This is a genomic window from Novosphingobium sp. TK46, assembly GCF_055361525.1.
Genome location: NZ_CM143963.1, coordinates 2,879,193 through 2,901,895, shown reverse-complemented (window position 1 = coordinate 2,901,895; position 22,703 = coordinate 2,879,193). Strand labels below are relative to the sequence as shown.

23 protein-coding genes are annotated in these 22,703 nt (G+C 65.1%); 12 read left to right on the top strand and 11 right to left on the bottom strand.

From position 1 onward, the window contains the following. Positions 1-16: 16 nt before the first annotated feature. The 3 genes from ACXJ1Z_RS13925 to ACXJ1Z_RS13915 all read right to left on the bottom strand — a co-directional run bounded on the left by ACXJ1Z_RS13925 (position 17) and on the right by ACXJ1Z_RS13915 (position 3,217). Entirely contained in the window at positions 17-1,162 is a 1,146-nt protein-coding gene (locus tag ACXJ1Z_RS13925; protein ID WP_463777424.1) for an acyl-CoA dehydrogenase family protein, read from the bottom strand. A 22-nt stretch (positions 1,163-1,184) separates the two neighbouring features. Next, positions 1,185-1,715, bottom strand: coding sequence for a hypothetical protein (locus tag ACXJ1Z_RS13920; protein WP_463777422.1), 531 nt, complete (start codon positions 1,713-1,715; stop codon positions 1,185-1,187). A 65-nt stretch (positions 1,716-1,780) separates the two neighbouring features. Then, a complete protein-coding gene (locus ACXJ1Z_RS13915; protein WP_463777421.1) occupies positions 1,781-3,217 on the bottom strand; it encodes an aldehyde dehydrogenase family protein in 1,437 nt (478 codons plus the stop codon). Between the two features lie 386 nt (positions 3,218-3,603). Here ACXJ1Z_RS13915 and ACXJ1Z_RS13910 point away from each other — a divergent pair, with 386 nt between their 5' ends. The 6 genes from ACXJ1Z_RS13910 (at position 3,604) to ACXJ1Z_RS13885 (ending at position 8,368) form a co-directional block, all read left to right on the top strand. Further along, on the top strand, positions 3,604-4,107 hold the full coding sequence (locus ACXJ1Z_RS13910; protein WP_463777420.1) for a flavin reductase family protein: 504 nt from the start codon (positions 3,604-3,606) through the stop codon (positions 4,105-4,107). A 58-nt stretch (positions 4,108-4,165) separates the two neighbouring features. Then, positions 4,166-4,918 carry an SDR family NAD(P)-dependent oxidoreductase gene (locus ACXJ1Z_RS13905; RefSeq protein ID WP_463777418.1) on the top strand — a complete coding sequence of 251 codons (753 nt, stop codon included), beginning with the start codon at positions 4,166-4,168 and terminating at the stop codon, positions 4,916-4,918. A 1-nt stretch (position 4,919) separates the two neighbouring features. Continuing rightward, entirely contained in the window at positions 4,920-5,708 is a 789-nt protein-coding gene (locus ACXJ1Z_RS13900) for an alpha/beta fold hydrolase (RefSeq protein ID WP_463777417.1), read from the top strand. A 58-nt stretch (positions 5,709-5,766) separates the two neighbouring features. Continuing rightward, on the top strand, positions 5,767-6,687 hold the full coding sequence (locus ACXJ1Z_RS13895) for a TIGR03619 family F420-dependent LLM class oxidoreductase (RefSeq protein WP_463777415.1): 921 nt from the start codon (positions 5,767-5,769) through the stop codon (positions 6,685-6,687). A gap of 107 nt (positions 6,688-6,794) precedes the next feature. Beyond that, complete coding sequence (locus ACXJ1Z_RS13890; protein WP_463777414.1) at positions 6,795-7,199, top strand: Zn-ribbon domain-containing OB-fold protein; 405 nt, start codon at positions 6,795-6,797, stop codon at positions 7,197-7,199. 2 nt (positions 7,200-7,201) lie between these two features. Then, positions 7,202-8,368 carry a thiolase family protein gene (locus tag ACXJ1Z_RS13885; protein ID WP_463777413.1) on the top strand — a complete coding sequence of 389 codons (1,167 nt, stop codon included), beginning with the start codon at positions 7,202-7,204 and terminating at the stop codon, positions 8,366-8,368. Positions 8,369-8,372: 4 nt separating this feature from the next. On the opposite strand, the gene ACXJ1Z_RS13880 is transcribed toward ACXJ1Z_RS13885, so the two are convergent. The 4 genes from ACXJ1Z_RS13880 to ACXJ1Z_RS13865 all read right to left on the bottom strand — a co-directional run bounded on the left by ACXJ1Z_RS13880 (position 8,373) and on the right by ACXJ1Z_RS13865 (position 11,695). Beyond that, the gene (locus ACXJ1Z_RS13880; protein ID WP_463777411.1) at positions 8,373-9,593 is read right to left on the bottom strand and encodes an acyltransferase family protein; all 1,221 of its coding nucleotides are present in this window, start codon (positions 9,591-9,593) and stop codon (positions 8,373-8,375) included. Positions 9,594-9,772: 179 nt separating this feature from the next. Continuing rightward, a complete protein-coding gene (locus ACXJ1Z_RS13875; RefSeq protein WP_463777410.1) occupies positions 9,773-10,282 on the bottom strand; it encodes a hypothetical protein in 510 nt (169 codons plus the stop codon). A gap of 111 nt (positions 10,283-10,393) precedes the next feature. Next, entirely contained in the window at positions 10,394-11,188 is a 795-nt protein-coding gene (locus ACXJ1Z_RS13870) for an SDR family NAD(P)-dependent oxidoreductase (protein ID WP_463777409.1), read from the bottom strand. A gap of 3 nt (positions 11,189-11,191) precedes the next feature. Further along, the gene (locus ACXJ1Z_RS13865) at positions 11,192-11,695 is read right to left on the bottom strand and encodes a VOC family protein (RefSeq protein ID WP_463777407.1); all 504 of its coding nucleotides are present in this window, start codon (positions 11,693-11,695) and stop codon (positions 11,192-11,194) included. A 61-nt stretch (positions 11,696-11,756) separates the two neighbouring features. On the opposite strand from ACXJ1Z_RS13865, the gene ACXJ1Z_RS13860 reads away from it, so the two are divergent. After that, positions 11,757-13,007, top strand: coding sequence for a CaiB/BaiF CoA transferase family protein (locus tag ACXJ1Z_RS13860; protein WP_463777406.1), 1,251 nt, complete (start codon positions 11,757-11,759; stop codon positions 13,005-13,007). Between the two features lie 140 nt (positions 13,008-13,147). Further along, on the top strand, positions 13,148-13,948 hold the full coding sequence (locus tag ACXJ1Z_RS13855; protein WP_463777405.1) for a LysR family transcriptional regulator: 801 nt from the start codon (positions 13,148-13,150) through the stop codon (positions 13,946-13,948). 220 nt (positions 13,949-14,168) lie between these two features. Here the strand turns inward: ACXJ1Z_RS13855 and ACXJ1Z_RS13850 are convergent, their stop codons facing one another. Then, the gene (locus ACXJ1Z_RS13850) at positions 14,169-15,614 is read right to left on the bottom strand and encodes an aromatic ring-hydroxylating oxygenase subunit alpha (RefSeq protein WP_463777404.1); all 1,446 of its coding nucleotides are present in this window, start codon (positions 15,612-15,614) and stop codon (positions 14,169-14,171) included. 237 nt (positions 15,615-15,851) lie between these two features. Between ACXJ1Z_RS13850 and ACXJ1Z_RS13845 the strand changes: the two genes are divergently transcribed. Beyond that, entirely contained in the window at positions 15,852-16,832 is a 981-nt protein-coding gene (locus ACXJ1Z_RS13845) for an NAD(P)H-dependent flavin oxidoreductase (protein WP_463777402.1), read from the top strand. 4 nt (positions 16,833-16,836) lie between these two features. After that, positions 16,837-17,619, top strand: coding sequence for an enoyl-CoA hydratase-related protein (locus ACXJ1Z_RS13840; RefSeq protein ID WP_463777401.1), 783 nt, complete (start codon positions 16,837-16,839; stop codon positions 17,617-17,619). A 365-nt stretch (positions 17,620-17,984) separates the two neighbouring features. Here the strand turns inward: ACXJ1Z_RS13840 and sdhA are convergent, their stop codons facing one another. Genes sdhA through sdhC form a run of 3 tightly spaced genes read right to left on the bottom strand, consistent with a single transcriptional unit; the run spans position 17,985 to position 20,610 of the window. Then, positions 17,985-19,805 carry a succinate dehydrogenase flavoprotein subunit gene (gene sdhA / locus ACXJ1Z_RS13835; RefSeq protein WP_463777400.1) on the bottom strand — a complete coding sequence of 607 codons (1,821 nt, stop codon included), beginning with the start codon at positions 19,803-19,805 and terminating at the stop codon, positions 17,985-17,987. Between the two features lies 1 nt (position 19,806). Continuing rightward, complete coding sequence (gene sdhD, locus ACXJ1Z_RS13830; protein ID WP_463777399.1) at positions 19,807-20,190, bottom strand: succinate dehydrogenase, hydrophobic membrane anchor protein; 384 nt, start codon at positions 20,188-20,190, stop codon at positions 19,807-19,809. A 24-nt stretch (positions 20,191-20,214) separates the two neighbouring features. Beyond that, entirely contained in the window at positions 20,215-20,610 is a 396-nt protein-coding gene (sdhC, locus tag ACXJ1Z_RS13825) for a succinate dehydrogenase, cytochrome b556 subunit (protein ID WP_463777397.1), read from the bottom strand. 207 nt (positions 20,611-20,817) lie between these two features. Between sdhC and ACXJ1Z_RS13820 the strand changes: the two genes are divergently transcribed. Both ACXJ1Z_RS13820 and ACXJ1Z_RS13815 read left to right on the top strand, forming a co-directional pair. Further along, complete coding sequence (locus ACXJ1Z_RS13820) at positions 20,818-21,711, top strand: 50S ribosomal protein L11 methyltransferase (RefSeq protein ID WP_463777396.1); 894 nt, start codon at positions 20,818-20,820, stop codon at positions 21,709-21,711. Beyond that, positions 21,684-22,448: a DUF2459 domain-containing protein gene (locus tag ACXJ1Z_RS13815; RefSeq protein ID WP_463777395.1), complete on the top strand. Its 765-nt coding sequence runs from the start codon at positions 21,684-21,686 to the stop codon at positions 22,446-22,448. Before ACXJ1Z_RS13820 ends, ACXJ1Z_RS13815 begins: the two co-directional genes overlap by 28 nt. The last annotated feature ends 255 nt before the right edge of the window (positions 22,449-22,703 follow it).

The window sequence follows — 22,703 nt, the reverse complement described above, 5'->3', positions numbered from 1 at the left end:
TCAACTCACCTTTTCATCAGTCGCGCAGCAGATCGCGGCCGATGATCATGCGCATGACCTGGTTCGTGCCTTCGAGGATCGAGTGCACGCGCAGATCGCGCCAGAACCGCTCGATCGGATAATCGCGCAGATAGCCATAGCCGCCGAACAGCTGCAGCGCATCGTTGACGATGGCCGAGCCACTGTCGGTCGCCAGGCGCTTGGCCATCGCCGAAAAGCGCGACTTGTCCGGCGCATTGGCGGTGATCTTCGCGGCTGCCATGTAAAGCAGCGCCCGCGCGGCCTCGAGGTCGGTCGCCATGTCGGCCAGCATGAACTGGGTGTTCTGGAAGTCGCCGATCGCCTGGTCGAACTGCTTGCGGTCCTTCACATAGCCGATCGCCTCGTCGAGGCAGCGCTGCGCGCCGCCCAGCGAGCAGGCGCCGATGTTGATGCGGCCGCCATCGAGCCCGGCCATGGCAAAGCGGAAGCCCTCGCCTTCCTTGCCGACGAGGTTGGCGACCGGGACGCGCGCGTCCTCGAAGATGACCTGTGCAGTCGGCGAGGCGTTCCAGCCCAGCTTCTTCTCCGGCGCGCCGAAGCTGACGCCCGGCGTATCCTTGTCCACCACCAGGCAGCTGATGCCACGCGACTTGTGATCGCCGGTGCGCACCATGACGACATAGACGTCGTTGAAGCCGGCGCCCGAGATGAACTGCTTGGTGCCGTTCAGCACATAGTGGTCGCCATCCAGCCGTGCGGTGGTCTTGAGCGCGGCGGCGTCGGAGCCCGAGCCTGGCTCGGTCAGGCAATAGCTGGCGATCTTCTCCATCGAGACGAGATCGGGCAGGTAGCGATCCTTCAGCTCCTGCGAACCAAAGGTGTCGATCATCCAGCCGGCCATGTTATGGATCGAGATGAAGGCGCTGGTGGCGGCGCAGCCATAGCTCATCGCCTCCATGATCAGTGCGGCCTCAAGACGGCCGAGGCCGATACCGCCGCTCTCTTCCGAGACGTAGATCGCACCGAAGCCGAGCTCTCCCGCGGCCTTCCACACGTCGACGGGATAGTGGTGCTTTTCGTCCCACTCGCCCGCGAAGGGCGTGATCCGGTCGGCGGTGAACTTGCGCGCCGTCTCCTGGATCGCGAGCTGGTCTTCGGTCAGAGCGAACTGGTCAGTCATGGAGATCCCCCGTCCGCTGCGTTCAGGAGCAGCGGGTGTATTTTTGCGGTCCGAGCAAGGCGTCGGGTCCATAGTCGCGCCGGATCAGCGTCTTGCCGCCGTCCGTCACGTCGAGCGTGACGTCCAGCTTCCAGGCCTGGCCCTCGCCTGAAAAGGCGAACGCGCCGCTGATGCTTTGATCGGTCAGTTTCTTGACGGTACCCAGTTTGGCCACCGCTTCGTAGAACTTGATCTGCTTGGGCGAAATGACGATCAGGCCCTTGGCATCGCCCAGAGTGCTGGTGCAGTCCTTCGGGACCATGCCCCAGCGGCCGAGGATGGCTGCCGGGATCTCGCCCGCGACGGCCGTGGCGGTCGGCGTCGGTGATGGCATAGGTTCGGTCGCGGACGCCGTCGGCTCGGCGGTCGTCTCAGGCTCGGCTACCGGCCCGGTCGCGGCAGGCGTGCCGGTCGCGGTCGCGGTCGCGGTCGCTTCCGGCTTATCCGCCTTCTTCGAGCAGGCGGAGAGGCCCAGCGCGGCGGCCAAGGCGATCAGCGGCAATGTGGCCTTCATCGTTCCTCTCCCGTGCCCTTTTCCTTCCGCCATCCTCGCCGCAACGAGGATGGCGAGGAGGTTTATCAGCCGACGGCGGCGATGATGTCCTTGCCGAACAGCGCTTCGTCGCTGGGCAGAGTCTTGGGCGTGGCGAGCGGCTTGGAGACCCAGGTTTCGTTGATCAGGTCGCGCCAGGAAACGTTGTTGTTGGTCGCATTGCCGCCCCACGAACCGCAGCCCAGCGAGAAGGTCTGGCGCATGCCGTTCCATAGATTGCCCGAGTTCGAGGCCGACTGCGGCTGGTTCACCATTACGCGGCTGGTCTTGGTGCCCAGCGCCAACTTGCGGATGTTCTCGTCACTGGTCGAGTAGATGCCGCAGGAATGGCCCTGGCCCTGGTAGGCCTGGATCGAGTTTGTCAGGGCTATCGCGTCGTCGATGTCCTTCGCACGATAGAGCGCCATGGTGACGGACATCTTCTCGCCCGAGAACATGAAGTCCGGGCCGAAACCGGTCTCAGGCACGATGAAGAACGCGGTGTCCTCGGGGATGGCGAAACCGGCGTAGTCGGCGATGAACTTGGGCGACTGGGCGACGACCTTGGCGTTGATGTGCACGCCATCTTCCCACAGCGCGTTCTGCAGCTTGGTCTTGTTCTCACCCTCGATGATGAAGCCGCCCTTGGCCTTCAGCTTGTCGAGCATGGTGTCGTAGATCGCATCGAGCAGGACGACCGCGTTGTCCGACGAGCACGACGCCGCGTAATCCAGCGTCTTGGAAATCAGGATCTTCTCGGCCGCGTCGTCCAGATCGGCGGTGTCGTCCACGGTGATGACCGCGTTGCCCACGCCCACGCCCAGCGCCGGGGTGCCCGACGAATAGGCCGCCTTCACCATCGGCGTGCCGCCCGTGGCGAGAATGCGGTCGCACTGCTTCATGACTTCGTTGGTACGCTCGACCGAAGGCTGCTCGATGGGGATTACCAGGTCTGCGGGCGCACCCAGCTTGACCAGCGCGTCGCGCATCAGGTTGCAGATCTTGGCGTTGACGAACTTGGCGCGCGGGTGCGGGCAGATGATGATCGAATTGCGACCCTTGATCGCGTTGATCGCCTTGATCACCGGGGTCGCCTCGGGGTTGGTCGAAGGCGACAGCGCGCCGATCACGCCGACCGGCTTGGCGATCTTGACGATCTGGCGCTCTTCGTCCTCCTCGATGATGCCCACCGACTTGTCGTCGATGATGTCCATCAGCGCGGCACGGGTCTTGACCGAGATCTTCTTGAACTTGCCCTCGTAGTTGCCGAGCTGGGTTTCCTCGACGGTTTCGCGGGCGATCTCCTCGTCCATGCCGGGCTTGGCGACGGCGTAGACCATGCCGCGGATCCAGGTGTCGACCTGCTCCTGCGTGGCGTTCTCGATCTGCTGCTGCGCCGCGCGCGAGCGGGCGATCAGGACCGCGACTTCATCCGCGACCGAAGTCTGCTGAGCGGTGTCGGCGGTCTTTTCCATCGTAGCCATGATACGTATCCCTTCAAGGCTGGAAGCGGGCGAGAAGGCGAGCGGCACAATGCGACGGCATCGCCCGGATCATCCAGCATCGCTGCTTCCAGTGCACTTTTCACAAGCTGCTCGCAACTCTTTTTAACCGCGCGCTTAAATCGCGCGATCACCCGCTCTCGCCGGCAATGTTACCATCTCGTAGGCCCACCCCCCGGGTTCAAGGGTTCAGGTCTCCTCCAGCGCAATTCGGCTTTGCCGGCAGCACTTGGCAGGTCGCGTCGGGATTGGCATGGCCGCATCAGCCTGCCATCATACGGACGGCAGGCTTGCCGCTTAGGCGAATTGCCGTTCGCCCCGGCGAACGCGAACCATGACGACCATGACATTGCCGAAGGAACAGACGCTTGAGCCAGACCGCCATCGACCAGGCCGATTTTCGCAAGGTGCTGGGCAGCTACCCGACCGGGGTCTGCGTCATCACCGCGATGGGGCCGGATGATCGCCCTACCGGAATGGTGGTCGGCACGTTCACGTCCGTCTCGCTGGATCCCCCGCTGGTGGGATTCTTCCCAGACCGGAAATCGACCTCCTGGCCGCAGATCGAGGCGGCCGGTCATTTTTGCGTCAACGTGATGGGCAGCGACCAGACCGAGGTGTGCCGGGCCGTCGGCGCCAAGGGCGAGCAGAAGTTCGTGGGCGTCGAATTCACGATCTCGGAGCACAACCTGCCGGTGATCGCCAACGCGATCGCGTGCATCGAATGCCGCCTCTATTCGGTGACCGAAGCCGGCGACCACTGGTTCGTGATGGGCGAGGTCCTGCGTATGGAGTCCGCGCGTGACGACGACCCGATGCTGTTCCATCGCGGGCGCTATGGCGGTTTCGCCGAATTGATCCAGCCGGCTTGACTTCATCCGCTCCTCTGCTGATCAGGCGTTCAAACCAGATCACACAGGAGATTGATGGATGACTCGTTCGCTAGAGGGTAAGGTCGCGGTGGTGACCGGATCGGGTTCGGGCATCGGTCGTGGGTGCGCCCGCCGCCTGGCCGAAGATCATGCCGCGATCGCCGTATGGGATCTCAACGGCGAGGGCGCGGCCGAGACCGTACGCCTGATCGAGGAAGCCGGCGGCAAGGCGATCGCCATCGTCGTCGACTGCGCCGACAAGACCGCGATCAAGGCCGCAGCCGACGAAACCCGCGAACGCCTCGGCCCGGTGACGATCCTCGTCAACAACGCCGGCATCGCTCCGTTCACCGCCTTCACCGACATCGAGGACGACGAGTTCGACAAGGTCATCCGCATCAACTTGCGTGGGCCGTGGCTGGTCACCAAGGAACTTGTCGGCGACATGCTCGCCGCCAAGTGGGGCCGGATCATCAACATCACGTCCTCGTCGACCCAGACCGGTTCGCCGATGCAGAGCCACTATGTCGCATCGAAGGGCGGCCTGTTCGGCCTGACCAAGGCTCTGGCGCTGGAGCTGGGCAAGACCGGCATCACCGTGAACCTGATCCCGCCGGGGTCGATCGACACGCCGATGCTGCGCGCCGCGCCGATCGATGGCGATGCCTATGGCGCTTCGCTGCCGGTCGGTCGCCTCGGCACGGTCGAGGATATCGCCGCTGCCTGCGCCTTCCTCGCTTCGGAAGAGGCGGGCTACTTCACCGGCCAGACCATGAGCGTCAACGGCGGGCGCTACATGGGCTCTGCCTGACATGAGCGCCTTCGCCGTCAAGGTCGAAGGCGCAACCCTGGTCGGCGAGCGGCACGGGCCGAACGAGAGCGTGCCGCTCGTCCTGGTGCATGGGTTTGGTGGGTCACGCGATGACTGGGAACTGGTCGCGGCCCATCTTTCCCCGCAGCGACCCATCGTAACCTATGACCAACGCGGCTTTGGCGGCTCGACCGCCGAGCCCGGAGTAACGTTCTCGCATGCGCAGGATCTGGTCGCGTTGCTCGACGCGTTGGGTCTCGCTGTCGTCGACCTCGCCGGGCTCTCGCTGGGCGGAGCGACGGTCTTGGGAGCAGCGCTGACCGCCCCTGCGCGGGTTCGCCGGCTGGTGCTGGTCAGCCCCATGCTGGCCGGTTGGTCGTGGTCGGCGGAGTGGATCGCGTTGTGGAAGACGATCGGGCGCGCCGCGCGAGAAGGCGACCTCGATCGGGCTCGCGCGCTCTGGCTGGCGCATCCGCTATTCGCCGGTGTCCGCGATGGCCCCCAGGCGAACAGGCTCGAGCGGTCGATCGCCGCTTTCGCCGGCCGGCAATGGATCGAGGACGACCAGCGCGACGAACTGCCCATGGTGGAACGCCTTCACGCCATGGCGACCCCCGCACTGCTGCTGACCGGCGGCCACGACTTGCCGGACTTTCGCCTGATGGCCGACCTGATCGCGGGGGCGCTGCCGCACGTCAGCCGCATCCACGATCCCGACGCCGGGCACTTGCTGACACTGGAACGACCACAAGCGGTCGCGGACGCGATCACGGATTTCATGGCCGGCTGAAGCGCAACTTGACTGCATTATCATGGCCAGCCGAAACTGCGGCAAAAGGGAGAGACGTATGAAACTGGGCTTTGCGATGCCGCATATGCTGCGGCTCAAGGCGACGATGCAGCCTTGGGAAACCGAGGTCACCGGCGCCGACCAGACCCGCCTCGCCAAGTGGGCCGAGAAGCTGGGTTACGAGATGATCGCGGTGCCCGAACACCACGTGATCCCGCGCAAGCACGTCGACCTGTCGGGCCCCTTCTATTTCAACGCCTACACCGCGATGGCGCATTTCGCCGGCGCCACCGAGACGATCCGTGTCAACTCCTGCATCGCCATCCTGCCCGCGCAGAACCCGATCATCACCGCCAAGGCGCTCTCGACCATGGACTGGCTGTCGAGCGGGCGCGTCACGGTCACCTTCGCGGTGGGCTGGCTGGAGGAGGAGTTCGCGCTACTCGGCGTTCCCTTCCACGAACGCGGAGCCATGGCCGAGGAATACATCCAGGCGATCATCGCGTTGTGGACGCAGGAAAATCCGGAGTTCGAAGGCAAGTACGTCAGCTTCCGCGACGTCGCCTTCGAGCCCAAGCCGGTGCAGAAGCCGCATCTGCCGGTGTGGTTCGGCGGCGACGCCGACGCGGTGCTGCGGCGTGTCGCGAGGTACGCGCAAGGCTGGTGGCCGTTCCTGACCAAGCCCGAAACCATCGCCGACCGGATCGACTTCATCCGCTCGCAGCCCGACTACAACGGCCAACTGGCCGACGTGTACTATGGCATGTCGACCAGCCGCGTCGGCGAGGGCCACGCCGTGATCGACGATCCGACCGCGCAACCCGGTCAGAGCAAGCAGGAGATCATCGACCGCCTGAGCCATCTCGCCTCGCTGGGCGTCACCTGGAGTTCGGTGCCGATCCCGCCGCTGTCGCGCATCGAAGCCTATTACGATTACACGCAATGGGTCGCCGAGGAGATCATGCCCGCGGTGCGTTGAACTCTCGCGCCGCCCACACGATCAATTTGCCCTCGTGCCACAGCGTCGCTTGACGCGCGCCCTGCCCTGCTCCGACTGTCCTGCGCAAACAAGTGAGAGAGATCGCCATGAGCCCACCGCGTCCCAAGCCCAAGCTCGACCAGGAAAACCGCGCCTTCTGGACCGGTGGCGCCGAGGGCAAGCTGCTGATCGTGCACTGCAACGATTGCGGGCAGTACACCCACCCCCCGCGGGTGCTGTGCCGGCATTGCCAGTCCGAGAACATCGCCCCCGAGGCTGTGGCGGGCACCGGATCGATCGACACGCTCACGGTCAATCACCAACCCTGGGCCAAGGATCTGGAAGTGCCTTACGTGATCGCCCGCGTGCGCCTGGATGGGGTGCCGGGCGTGTACCTGACGACCAACGTGGTCAACTCGCCGGTCGAGGACGTCCACTTCGACGACAAGGTGCGCGTCGTGTTCGAAGAGCAGGACGGCATATTTTATCCCTTGTTCGAGAAGGTGGCCTGACCATGGCACGCGAAGCCTACATCACCGGTATCGGCCAATCCGAAGTCGGCGTGCGCCTGCCGCGCCATCCGCTGCTGCTCACCCTCGACGCCGCGCGCGAGGCGGTGGCGGATGCCGGGCTCACCTTCGACCAGATCGACGGTGTGTTCTCGTTCCCCGGCAAGGTGCCGAGCTATCTCGCCTTTTCGCCCGTCGGCACCGACGAGGTGATCGAGGCGTTCGGCATCAAGTCGAAGTGGCAGATGGGCGCGATGGAGCAGCCCGCGCAACTCTCCGCGATCGCCATGGCCGCCTGGGCAGTGAAGGAAGGCATCTGCCGCCACGTGCTTTGCTTTCGCACCGTCTATGAGGCGGGCGGCATGGCCGATCCGGGCATCTACATGGCGGGCACGAAGTCCGACACGGTTACCGGTGCGTCGCAATGGACATCCCCGTTCTGGGCGACTTCGGCCGCCTGCTGGACCGCGCAATACGCCAACCGCCACGTCCATAAGTACGGCATGACGCGCGAGCAGCTGGCACAGATCGCGATCAACGGATCGAAGAACGCGATGCTAAATCCCAAGGCCCGCGCGATCACCAAGGAGGAGCTGACGCTCGACAAGTACATGTCGGCGCGGCTGATCTCGACCCCGCTGTGCCTCTACGATTGCGACCGCTTTTCGGATGCCTCGACCGCCATTATCGTTTCGGCCGGTGACGCCCTCGACGAGATCAAGGCGACCCCGATCCGCATCGCCGCCACCGCCGGCTCGGTCGATCGCTATTCGTGGGATCAGGTCGAGTGGCCCGCTGCTTACGAAACCGGCGCCGATCTGTGGAAGCGCACCGACTACACCGTCGACGATGTCGATACCGTCCAGTTCTACGACGGTTTCGCTTTCCTGCCGATCACCTGGCTCGAAGGCCTTGGCTTCGTCGGCAAGGGCGAAGGACACACGTTCATCGAAGGCGGCACACGGATCGCGCGCGACGGCGAGTTGCCGATGAACACCGCCGGCGGACAACTCGGGGCCGGACGGCTCCACGGCTTCGGCTTCGCGCATGAGGCGGTGACCCAATTGCGCGGCGTCGGTGGCGAGCGCCAGATCCCCGGCGACCCCAAGGTGGCGGTGGCCAGTTCGGGCGGTGGACCGCTGGCCGCAGCGCTGCTGCTGGCGCGCGACTGACTGCTCAGCCCGGCGCCGCTTCCGGATCGGCGCCGGGCGACAGCTCGATGGGCGCTTGCGGGCGCTTGCTGTGCCACTTGAGGCCGATCAGCGGCCGCAGCGGCCCGATCCGGCGCCCCACGAAGTAGAACAGCGCGCACCCGACCGCGGTCACTGCCACCAGGATCGCGAACTGCGCCAGCGATGGCAGGCCCAGCGGGCGCAGGTAGAACCCGACGACCATGATCAGCGTCTGATGGACGATGTAGAACGGGAACACCGCTTCGGCGAGCGTGGCCCGCCAGCGGCCCTCGCGGTTCCAGTACAGGTCCGACACGCCGAACAAGGCGATGATCGTCGCCCAGCCCTGCACCGCCCGCGCGATAAGATAGGGGTGGAGCATGGCGACGGGGATGATCGTGTCGCCCGGATAACGCACCTCGCACCCCGCGACGATGGCATACCCGACCGCTCCGAGCACGGCGGCAAGCTTCCACTGCCGTGCGATGGCCCGGCGCAAGGGTTCCGATCCACGCAGAAGGACGCCGAACAGGAACACCGGCAAGTAGGACAGATGGGCGGCGGGATCGTCGATCAGGCGATGGGTATCGCTCCACCCCTCCCCGACCTGGCGCATCGCATAGATCCACGCGGCGCCCAGCGGCAACAGCAACGGCCCGGCCAGAAGCCGTTCGGCCTGGTCGCGCAGCCAGCCGCGCAGACCCTGAGGCAACACCTGAAAGGCGCAGAAAACCAGCGTGTAGAACAGCAGGTAGACCACGAACCACATGTGCATCCATGTCGGCACCAGGATGCCGCCCATGTCGCGGAACGTGAAATAGTCGTGGAGCATGAAGTAGCCGAAAGAATACGGATACCCTTTGGCCGTCACCAGCCATGTCCAAGGTTGAGGCGCGACGACGACCGCCATCGCGAACAGCAGCGGAATGCCCAGCCTTGCCAGACGCCCGCGAAGAAACGACGCGAGGCCCGGTGCCCGCTCCAGAACCGCCGCGCTCGCATAACCCGAGATCGCGAACAGCAGCGAAAGCCGCCATGCATTCAGCAGCAAGAGCGGCACCGCGACCCACTCGAACGTCCGCGTCGCTTTCGACTCATAGTCCCAGGGAGAGAAGACCAGTCCCACGTGATAGAGGATCAGCAGCGCGAAAGCGCCGATACGCAGCCAGTCCATCCCGTAATGGCGGGGCGAACGGCTGCCGGTCAATGCTGGGTCGGCTGGCATCGCCCCTCCGGTTCAACGTCGCCGCGCTGCTAGCAGGCGGGATCGCGACCGCAAACCGCATAGTAATCGAAGTGGGCTCACCGCCGTCGGCTCCCGCATGTCATCGAGGGATCAGCAACCAAAAAGGGGGCGGGTTTGTACCCGCCCCCTCGATCCACTCTAACCCGCTTAGGGTCTGATTACGGCGCCGTCGTCGTTGCGCCGGCAGCACCGGGGTTCGATCCCGCATACGGACCGGTAGCGCCCGTCGTCCCCGGAGGATTGGCGCCATAAGGGCCGGTCGCCCCCATGGTACCCGTCGTTCCGGCACCGCCGAGCGGTGGCGTGGTTCCTGGGGTCGTACCGTCCATCGAGCTGCCGGGGGTCGTATCCCCGCTCATCGACCCGCCGGGCGCCCTAGTCGTGCTACCACGAACCGTGCCATCGCCGGTCGTCGACCCCGCGCCCGAATGCGGGCCGCTGTGCCTTCCCGCGCGTCCGCTGCGACGCTCGCTACCCGTGGTGGTAGACGACGATGTGCCTTCGCCGGGACGCGAGGCGCTCGATCCGGTCGTGCTGCCGGGCGCGCCGGCTCCGGTCGTCGATCCGGTGGTGCTGGCGGTGCCAGTGGTCGAGCCCGTGCTCTGGGCCATGACCGGCGCTGCCGCCATTGCGAGGATCGCGATCGAGCCGTGGATCAGTGTTTTCATTGCTTCTCTCCTGTCGCGCCGATTGACGTTCGAGAGAGAAGCGCTTGAAACGGCGGAGAGTTCGTGCGCTCGTCCGGTGCCCGACACGCTTGGGCGCGCCGGGCAGCAGGTTCAGGCTTGGTCCGGTTCGACCCACGTGGTCCGGGTCACGCGTGGGCTGAGATACTTGGTCGCGGTCCAGCCGCCATCGACCACGATCGACTGGCCATTGATCATCTCGCTGCCCGGCAGGCACAGGAAGGCGATGACGCTGGCGATGTCGTCGGGCTGGGCGAGACGCGGGTACGGTGTCGTCTCGACATTGGCGCGCTTGAACGTCTCGTCCTCGAACCGATGCGCGACCATGTCGGTCATCGTCACGCCGGGCGCCACGCAGTTGGAGCGAATGCCGCGCGGGCCGTACTCGCAGGCCATGTGCTCGGTCAGCGACTTCAGCCCGCCCTTCGCCGCGGAGTAGGCGCCGCCACGACGCCCACCAATGTGCGCAAAGGTGCTGGTGACGTTCACGACGCTGGCACCTTCCTTCAAGTGCGGAATCACGTCGCGGCACAGCCGGAACGGCGCGGTCAGCATGATGTCGAGGAAGTCGTCGAGCATCTGGTCGTCGGTTTCGTCCAGCGGCTTGGGGCTGCCGACGCCGGCGTTGTTCACCAGCGCGTCGATGCGGCCGAACTGGTCGATCGCCTGCTGGACGATCGCCTTGGGCGCGGCGGGATCGGTCAGGTCGGCGCTGATCGCCAGGACGTGATCGGGATTGCCGATCTCGGCCTCCAGCGTGGCCAGCTTGTCCTTGCTGCGCCCGACGCCGACGATGGCGAAGCCCTCGCCATGCAGAATCTTGGCGGTGGCGAGGCCGATACCGCTGCCGGCACCGGTGATGATCGCGACCTTGCGTGCTTCAGCCATCGTTCAAGCCTCCGGACCGGTGCGATAGGCGCACAGCTTGTTGCCGTCGAGATCGCGGAAATAGGCGCCGTAAAAGCCGCCTTCGGGGCCTCGCCAGCCCGGCTCGCCCTCGCTGATGCCGCCAAGCTCGATCACCTTGTCGTGCAAGGCGCGGATCTGATCGTGACTGTCGAGCTGGAACGAGATCATCGTGCCGTTGCCCGCCGTTGCGGCGCCGCCATCGAAGGGCGGCACCACGCCGAACATCGGCTTGTCCGCCGCCACGCCGTAGACGCGCCCGCCGCTGGGATGATCGAACACCTTGCCCGCTCCGATCGTGGGCAACAGCGTGTCGTAGAAATCCAGGGCATTTGGCAAGTCGTTGGTGCCGACCAGCGCGTATCCGATCATGTCGTCCTCTTTTCCGGTAAAGCCTGCAATTGGCGGCGGGTGATAACCGCAGCCCGGCAGCGCGTCGAGCCGTGAGTCGGGCATCGCGGCGGCGAAGTGCGGACACTTCACCCGCATCGTCAGGGCGGTTAGGGAGGACGCGGAATTTGCAAGATCAAGAAGTGGCAAGGGATCGAAGATGAACGATAGCGTCCAATCCAAGGCCGCCCTGGCCGGTATCCGCGTCATCGACATGAGCCGCGTGTTCGCCGCGCCCGTCGGCGCGCAGATCCTTGGCGACCTGGGCGCCGACGTGATCAAGATCGAGCGCCCCGGCGTGGGCGACGACGGTCGCGGCTATGGCTTCTCGTGGGTGCCGGGCAAGGACGGCATCGAAACGCGGCACTCCAGCTTCTTCACCGTGTCCAACCGCAACAAGCGTTCGATCACGCTCAATCACTCGAAGCCGGAGGGGCAGGAGGTGATCCGCAAGCTGGTCGAGAACGCGGACGTCCTGATCGAGAACTACAAGGTCGGCGACCTGAAGCGCTTCGGCCTGGATTACGAGAGCCTCAAGGCGATCAATCCGCGGCTGATCTATTGCTCGGTCACCGGCTTCGGCCAAACCGGCCCGATGGCGGCGCGCCCCGGCTACGACGGTCTGTTCCAGGCGACCGGCGGCATGATGGCGGCCACCGGCATCCCCGAAGGCCAGCCTGGCAGCGGACCTCTCAAGACCGGCCCCAGCCTCGTCGACTTCGTTACGGGCCACAACACCGCCTTGGCGATCATGGGCGCGCTGATGTACCGCGAGCGCACCGGCGAGGGCCAGTTCATCGATATCGCTCTGCTCGACAGCTCGGTGGCAATGGTCAGCCACGTCATGCAGGACTACCTGATCAGCGGCAACGCGCCGCCACGTCTGGGCAACGGCGGCAACGGCGGCGGCCCTGCCGACCTGATCTATTGCAGCGACGGCATCATCTACCTGACCGCAGGCACCGACGAGCATTATCGCCGGCTGACCGTGCTGATGGAGCAGCCCGAGCTCAACACCGACCCGCGCTTCGACAGCAACTTCAAGCGCGGCAAGACCAACCGGGCCGAGCTGATGGAGATCATCAACACCTGGAGCCGTCAGTTCACCACCGACGATGTCCAGGCCAAGCTCGACGGCGTCGGCATCCCCGCCGCGCGCTACAACGAGCTTTCCGATGTGTGGGAGGACGAGCAGGTCCAGCACCGCGAACTGAAAGCGCGCACGCCCCACGCCCATGCCGAGGCCGGCTACGTCGACCTGATCCAGAGCCCGCTGGCGCAGATGTCGGCCAGCCCGGCGACGATCCGCATGGCCCCGCCGATGCTGGGCGAGCACACGGACGAGATCCTGGGCGAACTGGGCTATGACGAGGCGGCGATTGCGGCGCTGAAGGACGCGAAGGTGGTCTGACGCCGCGTTGCTGTCGCGCACATCGTCGCCCTGACCTGCTTCATGGTGACGGTGTTCCGAAAGCTGGCGCCGCCGCCGCTCCATGTCGGGACCGCCGCAGGACGCTTGCCCCTCTCCTTTCGCGTAAGTAGGACAGCGCCATGAAGCGCACGCACCTGCCCCTCAACGCCTTGCGCGTGTTCGATGCCGCGGCGCGGCATTTGTCGTTTACCCGCGCGGCCGACGAACTGGCGGTCACGCCCGCAGCGGTCGGCCAGCAGATCCGGGCGTTGGAAGACGTGCTGGGGGTCGTGCTGTTCCGTCGCACCAGCAAGGGCCTGGAACTGACCGAGGAAGCGGGCGCTGGCCTCGAACCGCTGCGCAGCGGCTTCCTGCACTTCGAGGATGCGGTGCAGGCGATGCAGGCGGGGCAATCGAGCCACGTCTACACGATCGCCGCGCCGCGTGAGTTCTTTGCCGCCTGGCTTGCGCCACGTCTCGCCGCGTTTCGCGCTGCCAATCCGCAAGTGCGGTACGTCGTCGTCGATGGCGAGATGACCGATTTCACCGAAGCCAACCTCGATCTCGCCGTGCGCTGGACCGACGGTCCGGGCGACCTGGAAGGCGTGCTGCTGGGCAAGGCCGAGCAGGTCATCGTCGGCAGTGGCGATTGGATCGGCTGGCCGGGCGATCCCACGCCCGCTGGTGAAGGGCAAGAGCCGCCGGCGATCATGGTCGGCGATGCAGGCCAGGCGATGTCGGCCGCGCTATCGGGACTGGGTCAGGCACGGGTGCCGCAGCTTCTGGCCCAGGAAATGCGGGATGCCGGCCACATCGCAAGCCTCCCTCCCGCAGAACCATCGCGTCGCAGTTACTGGATCGTCGCACCACCGCCGCAGTGGCGCCAGAAGAAGGTCCGCGCGCTGGTTGCGGCGCTGACCGGCGAGGCTGACCGGGGCTGAGGCGCGGAAACTGAGCGCGAACGCCGGATGCCAAAGACGCGCCAGGCGAACCTGCGCAACCGACGATAATTACGCCGCCACCTGAGTAACCCGCGATACTTTGCCCGCCGGAAGCTGCGGCGATGAGGGCGAGGTGACCTTCGTGCGGACGCCCCAAAGCCAAAACGCCGCACCAGTTTCCCGGCACGGCGTCATGGGTTACGTCACGACAGACGAAGGATCAGAAGCCCAGATCCTCGATCTTGCCGTCGAAATTGCCGCCGAGCACGTGCGTCGCCTTGGCCAGGTTCTCCTGCGGCACGCCGGCCAGATAGCCGTCGATGATGCGGTTGTAGTTGCTGATCATGCCCTCGATGTCCTTCGACAGGCGCATGAACTCGAACCCCTTGGCGTGCAGGCCCTTCTGCTGCAGCGGGATGTTCGCATAATCCTGGCGCGGGATCGGCGGGAAGTCCTGGCTGTCGTAAGGCAACACGATCGGCTCCATTACCGGATCGGGTTCCTGGCCTTCGGGATAGAAGGTCAGCGACCACAGCTCGAAGAAGCAGCTTTCCGGGCCCAGCGGACGGATCCGATAGGCCGACATCGCGCTGAAGTATGGCAGCACGAAGTAGTGCGGGAACATGAATTCCACCGCGTGGATGGGGTCGCTCTGCGCCACCGCGGTCAGTTCGGGGATCGGCTCACCCTTGGCTTTCAGCTGCGCGCTGATCTGGTGCATCACCATGCCCAGCCACATCATGATCGCCATGTTCTTGTCCTCGGGCAGGCCATCGGTGGCCTCCCGCAGCGACTTGGCGATCTCGACTTCCTTTTCGTGGACCATCCCGGACATGCCCTCGTTGAGCAGTTCCAGCGACTTGATCTGAATGTCGATGTTCTCGGCCAGCGACAGGTTGGGATCCGCCATCTGCGGCCCGCCCTTGGTGCCGTCGGGGCCTGCCATCTTGTACATGCTGTCGTACAGCATCGGCGCGGCATGCTGCAGCTGCGGGTGCGTCTGCATAACGTGGTAGCCTTCCATGAAGGCCTCCATCGCGATCTTCCAGTTGGCCGGCAGCACCGTGCCATAGGCCCACTCGGCCTTGAGGTGCTGCATGTTGTGCGCCTCGAGCCGGTCGGCGACCGGGCCCAGGCCCTCTTTCACCGATGGCGCATCATCGTCGTGGTTGATCCACACGATGCCGCCCCACACTTCGGCGCGGCAGGGGATCAGGTTGATCTCGTCCGGGTTGAGCTGCTTGTCCGAAAACAGGTGCTTGCCATAGACCAGCGTGCTCTCGCCATCCATGTTCCAGCGCCAGCCATGGAACGGGCAGACGAACCCGCTTTTCGAGCAGTTGCCGTGCGCGGTCGCGTGAGAGGAGCCGATGGTGGTGCCGCCGGCGATCGGCACGCCACGGTGACGGCAGGCGTTGTGGAACGCCTTCACGCCGGTGGTCGTCTTGACCACGATCACGGACTTGCCGACGTTCTCGTACTCGATCCAGTCGCCGATATCCTGCAGCTGCTCTTCGCGACAGGCCATCTGCCAGACGTGCGGCCACAAGTGCTCTACCTCGGCGTCATAGAACGCCTGGTCGTAGTAGCGCTTGACCGGAATGCGCTCGGGATCATCGATCGGAAACGGGACGGACCGAATGCCGCCTTCTGGTGATTTTAGCACTCTTCCGGACCTCATCAATTTCGAGTCATGTTCTGCTGAACGAGTGTATAGTACTCATCGGTCGACGCAATGACCCCCTGGTGCGCTCATCGCCTCGGCGCCTGCGCTTGTCCCGAAGCATCGCACCTGCGGGTGCCCCCCGGCACAGATCGGGCTTGCAGCAAACCCAAGCTGCGGACAAAGGCTTGCATCACCAGCGCGCTTCGCGAGGCGCGCGGCGAGGGAGCAAGAGGCATCATGGCGTTCAAGACCCGCATTACCGAAATGCTCGAGATCGAGCACCCGATCGTTCAGGGCGGCATGCAGGGCGTCGGCTATGCCGAACTCGCCAGCGCCGTCTCCAACGCCGGGGGCCTTGGCACCCTCACCGCCCTCACCCAGCCCAGCCCCGAAGCCTTGCGCGAAGAGATCGAGCGCTGCCGGTCGATGACCGACAAGCCTTTCGCGGTGAACATCACTGTGTTCCCGACGATCCTGCCGCCCGACTATGCCGCCTATGCCCGCGCCGCGATCGACGGCGGGGTCAAGATCATCGAGACTGCGGGCACCCAGCAAGTGCGCGAGATCTGGGAGATGGTGAAGCCGCACGGAATCAAGGTGCTGCACAAGTGCACCGCCGTGCGCCACGCGCTCTCGGCCGAGCGGGCGGGCTGCGATATCATTTCGATCGATGGCTTCGAATGCGCGGGTCATCCAGGCGAGGACGACATCCCCGGCCTGATCCTGATCCCGGCGGCTGCCGACAAGGTCAAGATCCCGATGCTGGCCAGCGGCGGCATCGGCGATGCGCGCGGCTTCGTGGCGGCGCTGGCGCTGGGCGCCGAGGGCGTGAACATGGGCACGCGTTTTTGTGCGACCCAGGAAGCGCCGATCCACGACAACGTGAAGGCCAAGTACGTCGAGAACGACGAGCGTGGCACGAACCTGATCTTCCGCAAGTTCAAGAACACCGCGCGGGTCGGCAAGAACTCGGTGTCGGACAAGGTGGTCGAGATCTCGAACCGTCCCGACGCGACGTTCGAAGACATCCGCCCCTATGTCGCCGGCGCGGTCGGGCGCGAACTGCTGCAGAGCGGCGACCTGGACAAGGGCATCTTCTGGGCCGGCATGGTCCAGGGACTGATCCAGGACGTTCCGACCTGCCAAGAACTGATGGACCGCATCATCGGCGGCGCGGAGGAGATCGTGCGCGGTCGTCTCGGCGCGATGCTGAGCTGAACGGATGGCCTACCAGCATATCCTCTACAGCCTTGAAGACGGCGTCGCCCGGATCGCGCTGAACGATCCCAAGACGATGAACGGCGTGACCGAAGCGATGGGCGCCGAGATGGTCGACGCGTTCGACATCGCCGCGCGCGATGCCCGCGCGGTTCTGCTGACCGGCGAGGGCAAGGGCTTCTGCTCGGGCGCCAACCTTGCCGCGGCGCAGGATATGCTGACCGACCCGCGCCGCGATGTCGGCGGCCAGCTCGATCGGGTATTCAACCCGGTTCAACTGGCGATCAAGCGGATGGAGCAGCCGGTGATCACCGCGATCCGAGGCCCAGCCGCAGGGTACGGCGCCGGGCTCGCGGCCGCAGGCGACATCGTGCTGATGAGCGACAACGCTTTTTTCTTTTGCGCTTTTGCGCATGTCGGCCTGGTCCCGGACGGCGGGGCGACATACCTGCTGGCCAAGGCGATCGGCCGGGTTCGCGCGATGCGGATGATGCTGCTGGGCGAGAAGATCGACGCGGCGACCGCGCTCGATTGGGGTCTCGCGACCAAGGTCGTGCCCGATGACCAGCTCGATGCGGAAGCGACGAAGCTCGCACGTCAGCTGGCGAATGGCCCGCGTTCACTGGGCATGATCAAGCGGATGGCCTGGGACGCACTCGATTGCGATTTCGAGACCGCGCTCAATGCGGAGCGTCGTGGTCAGCGCGATGCGGGACGTACCGAGGACTTCCTCGAAGGCGTCAGCGCTTTCGTCGAGAAACGCAAGCCGAGCTTCAAGGGCCGGTAGCTTCGTGGGGGCGGACACGGCGTGCGAGTCCCTCGACTATGCGACGATTGAAAGTGCCGATCCGCCTTTCAGACTGACGCAGATCGACAAGGCACGATCGTTTCGGGCAGCAGCAAATGTAAAATCGGACGGCAGTCCGCCGGGCGCCTGACAATAGCGAGGTATTGGCTCTGGTCGAGCCGCTTTGCAGCTCCGACAGAAGCCTAGGTGTGCCTTATGGACCCTCACTACCGGATCAATATCGCGCGAAGGCCATGCCTAGGGCACGCCAGTCACCTACGATCAGGATGCACAAATAGGCGCCCATCCCCTACTGGCTGACGTCGCGAACGACCTCGACACCAGTGAGGAGAGAACGGCCCGCATCAATAGACGCGAGCCTTGGGCTTGATGTACTCGACGTCATCGGTGAGCGTGAATTCATGGACCGGGCGGTAGTCGATCTTGACCTCGCCACCCTTGCCACCCCAGCCGTCGAACCAGGTCGCGGTGTGCTTCATCCAGTTCGCATCGTCGCGGTTCGGGAAATCTTCATGCGCGTGGGCGCCGCGGCTTTCCTTGCGATTGTGCGCACCATGCAGCGTGACGGTCGCCTGGCTGATCAGGTTGTCGAGCTCCATCGTCTCGATAAGGTCCGAGTTCCAGATCAAGCCGGTGTCGGACACATGAACGTCCTCCATCCGCTTGTAGGTCGCGGCCATCTTCGTCTTGCCTTCGGCCATCAACTCGTCGTTGCGGAACACCGCCGCGTGCTGCGACATCGTACGCTGCATTTCCGAGCGGATCTGCGCGGTCGGCGAACCGCCCTTGGCGTTGCGGAAGTGGTCGAGGCGCGTGAGCGCCAGGTCGGCCGAGTCCTTGGGCAGTTCGGGGAACGCGGTGCCGGGCGTGATCGTGTCACGCAGATGGTGGCCGGTCGCGCGGCCAAACACCACGAGGTCGATCAGCGAGTTGGAACCCAGGCGGTTGGCGCCATGGACCGAGACGCAAGCCGCCTCACCCACGGCGTAGAGCCCGGGCACGACCGTCTCGGGATCGCCATCGGCACCGATGGTGACGACTTCGCCGGTCCACTTGCAGGGGATTCCGCCCATGTTGTAGTGCACCGTCGGCACGACCGGCAGCGGCTGGCGCGTGAGGTCGACGCCGGCAAAGATCTTGCCGCTCTCGGTGATGCCAGGCAGACGCTCGGCAAGGACTTCGGGCGCGATGTGATCGAGGTGGAGGTAGATGTGGTCCTTGTTCGGACCCACGCCACGACCTTCGCGAATCTCCAGCGCCATCGAACGGCTGACGACGTCGCGGCTGGCAAGGTCCTTGGCCGAAGGTGCATAGCGCTCCATGAAGCGCTCGCCTTCGGAGTTGGTCAGGTAGCCACCCTCGCCGCGCGCGCCCTCGGTGATGAGAACGCCGGCGCCGTAGATGCCGGTCGGGTGGAACTGCACGAACTCCATGTCCTGCAGCGGCAGTCCAGCGCGCATCACCATACCGCCACCGTCGCCAGTGCAGGTGTGGGCGGAGGTCGCGGTGAAGTACGAACGGCCATAGCCACCGGTCGCCAGCACGACGGCCTTCGCCTTGAAGCGGTGGATCGTACCGTCATCCATGCACATCGCGATCACGCCGACGCACTTGCCGTTGTCCATGATGAGATCGATCGCGAAGTATTCGATGAAGAAGTCTGCCGCGTACTTCAGGCTCTGCTGATACAGCGCATGGAGCATGGCGTGGCCGGTGCGATCGGCCGCGGCGCACGTGCGCTGAACCGGCGGGCCTTCGCCCATGTTCTGCATGTGGCCGCCGAACGGGCGCTGGTAGATCGTGCCGTCGGCGTTGCGGCTGAACGGCACGCCAGCGTGCTCCAGCTCGTACACCGCCTGCGGCGCTTCACGCACCATGTACTCGATCGCGTCCTGGTCGCCCAGCCAGTCCGACCCCTTGACGGTGTCGTACATGTGCCAGGTCCAGTGATCGGGCGTGTTGTTCTGCAGCGAGGCGGCGATGCCGCCCTGCGCCGCGACAGTGTGCGAGCGGGTCGGAAACACCTTGGTGATGCAGGCGGTCTTCAGACCGGCCTCGGCGGCGCCCATCGTGGCGCGCAGACCCGAACCGCCGGCGCCGACGACGACGGTGTCATAGGTGTGATCGATGATCTTGTAGGCTGCCTGAGCAGAAGCGGTGGCCATCTTAAGCGCCTCCCAGCGCGAGGCGGACGACGCAGAACAGGCCAAAGGCGCCCGCCGCGAAACAGACCAGATTGAGAGCGATGAGCGAGGCGAACTTGTTGCCTTCCTCGTGCACGTAGTCCTCGATGACGACACGCAGACCCAGCTGCGCGTGCCAGACGTTGACGACGATGAACAACGCCAGCGCGGTCGCCGCAACCGGCGAGGCCAGCCACTCGCGCACGCTGGCATAGCTGAAGTTGGGCAACATCAGCAGCGATGCGCCGAACCAGACGGTCAGCAGCAGGCTGCCGACCGAGGTGTAGCGGAACATCAGCCAGTGATGCGCGCCGCTATGTGCCGAGCCCTTGCCCCGCACGCGTCCGATGGATGTTCCGTTACCCATAATCTTGTTCCTTGAACTCTTCGCTCAGCGCAGCAGCAGCGCGGCCCAGAACAGCGCGGTGAGCACGAAGCCCGCCGCCGTGCTCACATTGGCCCACAGCTTGTTCTGCCCCAGCTCGTAGCCGGCGCCCGTATCGAGCACGAAGTGGCGGATGCCGGTGATGGCGTGGCCGATCACCGACCAGCTCACGCCGATCAGCACCACGATCCCGATCCACGATCCCGCGATGTCGGCGAACTTGGCATAAGCTGCCGGCCCTGCGATCAGCGCGCCCAACCACCACAGCAGAACGAAGATGCCGACGCTCGCGCCGACACCGGTCACGCGGTGCAGGATCGAGGACACCATGCCCGGCCCCCAGCGCCAGATCTGGAGATGCGGTGAAAGCGGGCGGTTGCGGGTCGCGGCTTGCTGAGCCATGCTTGATCGATTCCCCTTGATACGGCGGGCAAGTGCCATGGCACCAACGCGTTCCCCTTAGCCGAATCATCGCCTCGCGCAAGACTTGCGCAGGGGCAATCGCCGGTCCGGTACCCGGCGCGCGCTGGTCAACCGCCCGTCACGCTCCTATCAGCCGGAACCCCCATAGAACGAGACGGCAAGAAACCGGTGAGTCGCACTTATAAAATGACCGTTTTCGCCGGTCGCGAGGCCGTCGAAGCCGCGTTGATCGCCCACGAAGACATGCCCGAGTGGGATTTCGATATCGTGCTTGCCGGCACCGAGCTTGCCGAGGATCGGCCCGAGGACTGGAAGCTTGAGGCGTGGCTGCCACGCAAGCCGACGACGAGCGACAAGGCTGCGGTAACGGCACTTTTCGAAGGCGACGCACCTGAGATCATCGTGGAAGCCCTAGCGGACGAGGACTGGGTGACGCGCAGCCAGTCGGATCTGGAGCCGATCCAGGCGGGTCGCTTCGTGGTGCGCACGCCTGAACATGCTGCGCTGGATCAGCCCGGTACCATCGAATTCGTCATACCCGCCAGTCAGGCGTTCGGCACCGGGCACCATGCCACTACGGCCGGTTGCCTTGCCATGCTCGATGCGATGAAGCGGCGCGGCATCATCGTGCGCAATCATCTTGATGTGGGCACGGGAACAGGTCTGCTGGCCTTCGCCGCCATGGCTTTGTGGCCGCGAGCCCGCGCAACCGCGAGCGACATCGATGCCGTCTGCGCCGATGTCGTGGCGGACAATGCGCTCGCCAACGGCATAGTGCTGGGCGCCCGCCCTGGCACCCTCGCGATGACCATCGCCCCCGGCCTCGATCATCCGCTGATCGCCGTTCGTGGCCCCTACGATCTGGTGATGGCCAACATCCTGGCCGGCCCGCTGGTCGAGCTTGCACCCGACTTTGGCGAGGCGGTGGTGCCCGGCGGCCACCTGTTGCTTGCGGGCTTGCTCGAAAGCCAGGAAAGCGCCGTGCGCTTCGCCTGTCGGCGTGCCGGGCTGCGGCTTGTCGCGCGCATCGTCTCGGGTGACTGGTCGATCCTGTGGCTGCGCCGCCGCTCGCATCGCTGATGCGGGCGATCGTGATACGTTGGGCCGTGCGCGCCCTGGCATTGCTGACGCTGGTCGTAGCATCGTATCTCCTCGCCGCCTGGGTGGGGTCGTCCCTGTCGCGCAACGCGGACTGGCGCGAGCCTGAGCGCGGCGGCGTGATGATCGGGGTGGAGACCAACGGCGTCCATACGGCGCTGGTGATGCCGCTGGTCACCCCGGCCAAGGACTGGCGCCGGGAATTTGCATTGAGCGACGTGGCCCGGCCCGATCGTCCCTATACCCACGTCTCCGTAAGCTGGGGCGAGCGGGAAGTGTTCCTCGATACGCCGACTTGGTGGGACCTGTCGCCGATGGTGGTCCTGCGGGTGCTGACGGTTGGTGGCGAGTCGCTGGAACACGTCGCGTTTTATGTCCGGCCACAGGCGACGGAAACCTTGCGCCCCTTCCGGTTGACCGACGCGCAATATGCACGCCTGGTCGCGTCGATCGAGGCTCGCCTGTCCCGCGAACGCCCCCTGATCAAACACCCCGGCTACGGCGCTTCCGATGTGTTCTATGATGTGGAGGGTAGGTACACCGCCGTTAACACTTGCAACCAGTGGACGAGCAATCGCCTGGCTGATGCCGGTGTTCGCATCGGTCGATGGACACCCCTGGCCGGCGGGGTCATGAAGTGGGCGACGACGCCGCTTCGCCCTGAAATCCTCAACGGGACGCCTGAGCCGCAGCCGATGTCCGCAGCGGGTACGACCTGAGCAGGGCTCGCGTCATTTGCGCGATGGTATTGGCGGCGATCTGACAGCCACAACGTGGGCATCGCCGCTTACGCGCATGAATTGAGCGCATTCATGGCTATTTCCTGCCGCATCGTCCGACTGGTTACCAGCAAAGGTAAATGCGGGTTTACACTCTCAACCAAGCTACGACGTTAATCTTTTGGCACCGAGCGCACCTCATAACGATAAGTGGTTACCGCAGGTTAACCAGACAAAATAATTCCGGATTAAGCT

What these genes read in the sequence shown, in the direction of transcription:
- ACXJ1Z_RS13870 (WP_463777409.1), bottom strand. Translation starts at nt 11,188, where the DNA reads ATGGCTGAAGCACGCAAGGTCGCGATCATCACCGGTGCCGGCAGCGGT.
- ACXJ1Z_RS13890 (WP_463777414.1), top strand. Translation starts at nt 6,795, where the DNA reads ATGAGCCCACCGCGTCCCAAGCCCAAGCTCGACCAGGAAAACCGCGCC.
- ACXJ1Z_RS13895 (WP_463777415.1), top strand. Translation starts at nt 5,767, where the DNA reads ATGAAACTGGGCTTTGCGATGCCGCATATGCTGCGGCTCAAGGCGACG.
- ACXJ1Z_RS13865 (WP_463777407.1), bottom strand. Translation starts at nt 11,695, where the DNA reads ATGCGGGTGAAGTGTCCGCACTTCGCCGCCGCGATGCCCGACTCACGG.
- ACXJ1Z_RS13925 (WP_463777424.1), bottom strand. Translation starts at nt 1,162, where the DNA reads ATGACTGACCAGTTCGCTCTGACCGAAGACCAGCTCGCGATCCAGGAG.
- ACXJ1Z_RS13905 (WP_463777418.1), top strand. Translation starts at nt 4,166, where the DNA reads ATGACTCGTTCGCTAGAGGGTAAGGTCGCGGTGGTGACCGGATCGGGT.
- ACXJ1Z_RS13880 (WP_463777411.1), bottom strand. Translation starts at nt 9,593, where the DNA reads ATGCCAGCCGACCCAGCATTGACCGGCAGCCGTTCGCCCCGCCATTAC.
- sdhD (WP_463777399.1), bottom strand. Translation starts at nt 20,190, where the DNA reads ATGGGTAACGGAACATCCATCGGACGCGTGCGGGGCAAGGGCTCGGCA.
- sdhA (WP_463777400.1), bottom strand. Translation starts at nt 19,805, where the DNA reads ATGGCCACCGCTTCTGCTCAGGCAGCCTACAAGATCATCGATCACACC.
- ACXJ1Z_RS13840 (WP_463777401.1), top strand. Translation starts at nt 16,837, where the DNA reads ATGGCCTACCAGCATATCCTCTACAGCCTTGAAGACGGCGTCGCCCGG.
- ACXJ1Z_RS13875 (WP_463777410.1), bottom strand. Translation starts at nt 10,282, where the DNA reads ATGAAAACACTGATCCACGGCTCGATCGCGATCCTCGCAATGGCGGCA.
- ACXJ1Z_RS13845 (WP_463777402.1), top strand. Translation starts at nt 15,852, where the DNA reads ATGGCGTTCAAGACCCGCATTACCGAAATGCTCGAGATCGAGCACCCG.
- ACXJ1Z_RS13820 (WP_463777396.1), top strand. Translation starts at nt 20,818, where the DNA reads ATGACCGTTTTCGCCGGTCGCGAGGCCGTCGAAGCCGCGTTGATCGCC.
- ACXJ1Z_RS13855 (WP_463777405.1), top strand. Translation starts at nt 13,148, where the DNA reads ATGAAGCGCACGCACCTGCCCCTCAACGCCTTGCGCGTGTTCGATGCC.
- ACXJ1Z_RS13885 (WP_463777413.1), top strand. Translation starts at nt 7,202, where the DNA reads ATGGCACGCGAAGCCTACATCACCGGTATCGGCCAATCCGAAGTCGGC.
- ACXJ1Z_RS13915 (WP_463777421.1), bottom strand. Translation starts at nt 3,217, where the DNA reads ATGGCTACGATGGAAAAGACCGCCGACACCGCTCAGCAGACTTCGGTC.
- ACXJ1Z_RS13920 (WP_463777422.1), bottom strand. Translation starts at nt 1,715, where the DNA reads ATGAAGGCCACATTGCCGCTGATCGCCTTGGCCGCCGCGCTGGGCCTC.
- ACXJ1Z_RS13900 (WP_463777417.1), top strand. Translation starts at nt 4,920, where the DNA reads ATGAGCGCCTTCGCCGTCAAGGTCGAAGGCGCAACCCTGGTCGGCGAG.
- ACXJ1Z_RS13860 (WP_463777406.1), top strand. Translation starts at nt 11,757, where the DNA reads ATGAACGATAGCGTCCAATCCAAGGCCGCCCTGGCCGGTATCCGCGTC.
- sdhC (WP_463777397.1), bottom strand. Translation starts at nt 20,610, where the DNA reads ATGGCTCAGCAAGCCGCGACCCGCAACCGCCCGCTTTCACCGCATCTC.